The 4,495-nt window shown below is 46.4% G+C and carries 4 protein-coding genes; 1 reads left to right on the top strand and 3 read right to left on the bottom strand.

Annotated features, from left to right (window positions below; genetic code table 11):
* Positions 1-81: 81 nt before the first annotated feature.
* The 3 genes from AK963_RS25740 to thiM form a co-directional block, all read right to left on the bottom strand.
* The gene (locus tag AK963_RS25740) at positions 82-966 is read right to left on the bottom strand and encodes an MraY family glycosyltransferase (protein WP_175404657.1); all 885 of its coding nucleotides are present in this window, start codon (positions 964-966) and stop codon (positions 82-84) included.
* 600 nt (positions 967-1,566) lie between these two features.
* The gene (gene ubiT, locus AK963_RS25735; protein ID WP_175404656.1) at positions 1,567-2,109 is read right to left on the bottom strand and encodes a ubiquinone anaerobic biosynthesis accessory factor UbiT; all 543 of its coding nucleotides are present in this window, start codon (positions 2,107-2,109) and stop codon (positions 1,567-1,569) included.
* Positions 2,106-2,915 carry a hydroxyethylthiazole kinase gene (thiM, locus tag AK963_RS25730; protein ID WP_066018226.1) on the bottom strand — a complete coding sequence of 270 codons (810 nt, stop codon included), beginning with the start codon at positions 2,913-2,915 and terminating at the stop codon, positions 2,106-2,108. The genes ubiT and thiM overlap by 4 nt, the downstream gene beginning before the upstream one ends.
* A 603-nt stretch (positions 2,916-3,518) precedes the next feature.
* Between thiM and alaE the strand changes: the two genes are divergently transcribed.
* A complete protein-coding gene (gene alaE, locus AK963_RS25725) occupies positions 3,519-3,947 on the top strand; it encodes an L-alanine exporter AlaE (protein ID WP_066018225.1) in 429 nt (142 codons plus the stop codon).
* Positions 3,948-4,495 lie beyond the last annotated feature (548 nt).

The raw sequence follows: 4,495 nt of genomic DNA, 5'->3' as shown, positions 1-4,495 counted from the left end.
AGAGTCAGCTTAGTAAAATATTTAACTTTCTGGAACTATCAGACTTGCAGACCACCCCAAAAAGCTATACTTAACGACAGGTCATTTTGGACTGGTGTTTTGAGGACTTTTTACGCCGGTGATGACAGCAAACTGCAGCCAGGCAGGCATAGCCAGGTAATTCAGCAGAATCCCGATGCCATTAATCAGTGCAGCGATGATCAGCAGAATAATCAGCGTCTGCCTCGGGCTGAAACCTGCACATAAAAGGACATGGTGTGCATGGGTTCGATCAGGCTTGAATGGGCAGTTACCCTTTTTAATGCGCCGGAGTACGGTAGAGACCATATCGATTAATGGCAGTCCTAAAAAAAACAGCCCGGTGACCGGTTCAAGCCGTGGGCCGCAGGTTGCTGTAGCATTGCTGCAGTAGCAGATCATCATAATCAGGGTGAACCCGATCATCATGGTACCGGCATCACCCATGAATATTTTTTGTTCCCGGCTGATGAGCTGAAGGTTAAAGGATTGGAAGGCCAGAATGGCTGCCGTCATTATGATAATGACATCTCGCAGGCGGCTATGAAATTCCATCGAGATCAGGATGGAAGCAAGGGCAATAATTGTAATTCCTGAGCTCAATCCGTCCAGGCCATCGATCATATTCAGTGCATTGATGATCCCAAAGCATGCGATCAGGGTAAAAGGAATAGCAACCAATAATGGCATGGTAATGTCCCCCATGCCCACCAGGTTGCCTAGGTTGGTAAAGATTAGCCCACTCCAGTACATCATAATGCCGGTGGCAATGAATGAGCAGAGCACTCGAGCTCTTACAGTGAGGCCAAACCAGTCGTCCAGCATACCCACAACGGTTAGCAGACCGGCAGAAACGAAATACGCGGTGACCGCCACCGTGTTTACAAGGAAAATTAGCCCCATAGATAACAGGGTCAGGTAAATCACCAGCCCCCCAATTAACGGCACAGCATCGTCATGAAGCTTTCTTCCATTTGGCTTATCTACTAACCCGATTCTTCTGGATAGAGGTATCAGGATTTTGATTAAAGAAAATGAAAGAGCAAAGGCGAGAGCTGCTTGAAGAAATGCTTGTTCCATTCTGAAAGAAAATTTACAACAGTCTTGGCAGGACTGACTTGGTTATCGGATCACGATTTTTTTTGCATAAATATAGTGAGTTTGGTTTTGCGAGCTTCAATGATTAACACCACGCTACCGCCCATCCTCTTTATGGCTGTCACAGGTTTCAGACTTTAAATAAACGAAAGAAACCGCTGGTGATGGCGGAGGCCAACCAGAACAGCAATACGCATTGTGTGGCAAAGCGTAAAATGGACTAACTGTTGGGAGTGGGCAGCTTGTTTCAGAACCTGCCCAGTGTCTTATGTCATCTCAGTGGATGTGAGCAATCTTAGAAGTGGTGTTAAGGTTTTTCTAGCGAACGTCGTGTAATTTTTAAGAACTTTCTTTTATAAGGAGTTGATGTGCTGGTGGGGCAGAAGATTGATAACCGCTCACCCGTTAATTAGCAAGGTTTGATGAGCGGCTAAACGTCATATGTATTATTTAATGCGGATTGGCTAAAGGCATCTTTTTCTGTAGCTGTTGCCCAAGCCAGGCCAGCTTCTGCACAGGAATCGGCAGCTGCTCTAGCTCAAGGCTATCCAGCAGGTTTTTTACCCCAAGCCCCAGTTCAGTATCACCCTCAATCATCAGGCTGCGCTGGAAGAACAGAGTGTCCGGGTCTTCCTGTCGGCTGGCCAGCTTCAGGAAGGCTTTGCTGTCACCCTGAAATTCAACATCATGCATTTGAACATCAAAGCGTTGTGGACTGGTAGCGATCAGCTGACTGCCATCAAAACTGATATAGAAGCTGACGTCTATGTCGGTAATGTGAATTTTCAGGCAGCGATCTTCCAGAAAGTCAAAATCGCCTTCTTCTATTGGCGTATGGAAGATGTGGTTGATGGCTCTGGCCAGTGGCTTGTTGACCAAGGTGGCTGGCAACAGCTTTACCGGCAGTCCAAGTAACTCAATACCTGGCTTTTTGAATCTCTCCCGATCATTAATACCTGGAAGAGGAAGTCTAAAAGATGGCAGCAGACTCAATGACAGCTCCTTCTCATATTGCTCACTTTTTCGAATTTTTGAATGGAGGCCTGATCAAGGCGGAATAGCTCATCCAGCAAGCGCAGTTGCAGAGAACCAGGACCCGGGCAATCCATGCTGGCCAGTTCGCCAGCAATGCCAAGACAGGTAAGGCCTGATACGGCCGCCGTCAGTGGTGTATCGCAGATGGCAAGAAAGGCGCCAATGATGGCGGTTGCCGTACAGCCGGTGCCGGTTACTTTTGCCATCATAGGATGACCATTATTGATTTTGTAAACTTCGTAGCCATCGGTGACATAATCGGTAGCACCGGTGACGGCAATGATCAGCTGATGTTCACGGGCCTTTTCCTGAATAAAGTGCAGAGTGGACTCACTGCTACTGCTGCTGTCGACTCCTTTCCCCTCATTGGCGCCAGTAAACAGGGCTTTTATCTCGGAGGCGTTGCCCCGTACTACCGATGGCTTGTTTTCAAGCAGCTGTTTATTACTGGTCAGTCTGAAGGCGGTTGCACCTGCACCTACCGGGTCGAGAATCCAGGGTTTACCGAGTTGATATGCGGTTTCTGTTGCCAGCATCATGCTTTTCAGACTGGAGCTGGTCAGCGTTCCACTGTTGATCACCAGACTGCTGGTAATGCCTACCATGTCTGCAACTTCTTCAATGGCGTGGGCCATGATCGGGGATGCACCAATGGCCAGAAGAGCATTGGCCGTTGTGTTGGTGACCACATCGTTGGTGATGTTGTGAACCAGCGGCTGCTTTTCTCTCAGTTCATTGAGTGAATGAATAATATGTTCTTGCATAGGAAAGGCCTTTTTATCCATGTTCAATAATAATGATGTCGGGTGAACAGTGAATTGACATTGGTCACTGTTAAGAGCTGCTTAAGTTTTATTCTGAGGCAGATCTGGGTGTTCAGTCTGGTTCAGAAAAACGTTATATGCCTGGGAGCCTGTTGTACTCAGCTCATAGGATTGTCCTGTTTCACAAAGGGGGCAGAGCTCCATCAACGGGGCTTTACCAGTGACAAATGATTTCAATAGTAGATCACTTGTTATCATGGTTTTTATTTCTAGTGACTATTTCTGTTTATAGTAATTATGCTGAAGTTATAGCCTGTAACTGTTCTAAATATGGATTTATAAGCTATTGTATTTTGCTATATCTAGCGATATTTTTTATCACGAAAATGCTGCTGTTTTTATTCAGTTTTCTGCTCATCAGTTATCCAGTCAGACCTCAGATTTTACCTGCGGAAAGGTCTTCAGAACCTTTTCCTGAACAGACTGGTGGGCTCAATTTAACTTCAAAAGAATTTACCGGTTCCTGCTTTGCAGCATCGGTGCAGAGATTTTTTTGCTCTTTTATTTGCCCCGTCAGGGCTTTTTGTTTCAGGAGCGAGGGAGATGGTTCTCAATCGGGATATGTTAGCGGATACCTTTGCCATGATTACCTTTGGCATTGTGGTTGGTATGAGTGTTGAGCTGCTGGCAGGGCTGACTTTTGAACAATCGCTGCAATCCCGTCTGATGAGTATTCCCGTTAACCTGTTAACGGCCAGAGCTTATGGGTTGTATCGTGACTGGCTGATTCGCCGAGGCAGCTTTATGGGTAATGGCTTTATTCAGATGACGCTTCTTGATGCCCTGGCGTACCTTTCGTTCCAGATTCCACTGTATGCATCACTGGTATTGTCGACCGGTGCCAGCATGGAGCAGTTGCTGGTTGCCTGCGCAGGGCAGGTGGGTGCGATGTTGATCATGGGGCGTCCATACGGAATATATATGCAATTCTGTCGTAACTGGTTCAAGCCTGTTGCTATTTCTGCTGCATAAATATTCTTCAATTCTGCATGAATAAAGCCTTGATTCGTAAGTAGTTTCCGAATCAAGGCTTTTTATTTTTTTTTCCTGACTGTATAGTTATTTTCCGAAACGAGTCGGCATAAGCTTATGTATATGTCGACGTATGCCCGATGGAGATGTACGGGCGCTGCCGCATTCGGCTGCACAACCTGTTTCAGGGCTTTCGCCCTGCGTCTTCTCTGGAGTATCAGTCCATTCTGCCTACCCGGCGGTCTGGTCTGAAAGGAAATTACTGCCTGGTTTGGATACCCTCCACCAGTGAGAGTGTGTTGACTTTTTGAATGAATTTTCAACGCACCCGGCATTAAGAACAAAATCTCCATGCGCTCATGTCACCCATGAGTCTGGCCTGAACATTCTATTCAATTTGTGACGGCTGTTATGGGGTATAATACCAATCGCATTTTCTAAATCCTTAAGCTGCCGCCAACTATGCTTAGGCATCATTACCATGCATTATCTAGAACAGATGTCTCGTCGACCACAGCTACCCGAAGGTTTTAATGATGTTGATTTTC

The sequence above is a fragment of the Endozoicomonas atrinae genome, assembly GCF_001647025.1.
Taxonomy (GTDB): Bacteria; Pseudomonadota; Gammaproteobacteria; order Pseudomonadales; family Endozoicomonadaceae; genus Endozoicomonas; species Endozoicomonas atrinae.
Note: the sequence above shows the minus strand (reverse complement) of the source record. Positions and strands in the feature narration are given on the sequence as shown.

What these genes read in the sequence shown, in the direction of transcription:
- thiM (WP_066018226.1), bottom strand. Translation starts at nt 2,915, where the DNA reads ATGCAAGAACATATTATTCATTCACTCAATGAACTGAGAGAAAAGCAG.
- alaE (WP_066018225.1), top strand. Translation starts at nt 3,519, where the DNA reads ATGGTTCTCAATCGGGATATGTTAGCGGATACCTTTGCCATGATTACC.